The organism is Microseira wollei NIES-4236 (genome assembly GCF_020521235.1).
In the GTDB taxonomy this organism is placed as follows: Bacteria; Cyanobacteriota; Cyanobacteriia; order Cyanobacteriales; family Aerosakkonemataceae; genus Microseira; species Microseira wollei.
This window is the reverse complement of record NZ_BLAY01000585.1, coordinates 1-394: the sequence shown is the minus strand read 5'-3', so window position 1 is coordinate 394 and position 394 is coordinate 1. Positions and strand designations below refer to the sequence as shown.

Below are 394 nucleotides of genomic sequence, written 5' to 3'. Positions count from 1 at the left end.
CCCCAACCACCAATTTTAATCACCTAGATGCCACCGGAAACGATATCAACAATCCCAGTAGGGGCACGGCATCAATCGACATTGCCATCAACGAGAAGGTTTTCTACCGCCGTGCCCCAACCACCAATTTTAATCACCTAGATGCCACCGGAAACGATATCAACAATCCCAGTAGGGGCACGGCATCAATCGACATTGCCATCCACGAGAAGGTTTTCTACCGCCGTGCCCCAACCACCAATTTTAATCACCTAGATGCCACCGGAAACGATATCAACAATCCCAGTAGGGGCACGGCATCAATCGACATTGCCATCCACGAAAAGGTTTTCTACCGCCGTGCCCCAACCACCAAAGGATATTCTACGGCATCCATCAGCGTTGCCATCCACGA

The 394-nt window shown here is 50.8% G+C and carries 1 protein-coding gene; it reads left to right on the top strand.

Going from position 1 to position 394, the window contains the following annotated elements:
• Nucleotides 1-394 (top strand): hypothetical protein (locus tag MiSe_RS49940; RefSeq protein ID WP_226595058.1); only part of this gene is annotated, 394 nt, incomplete at both ends.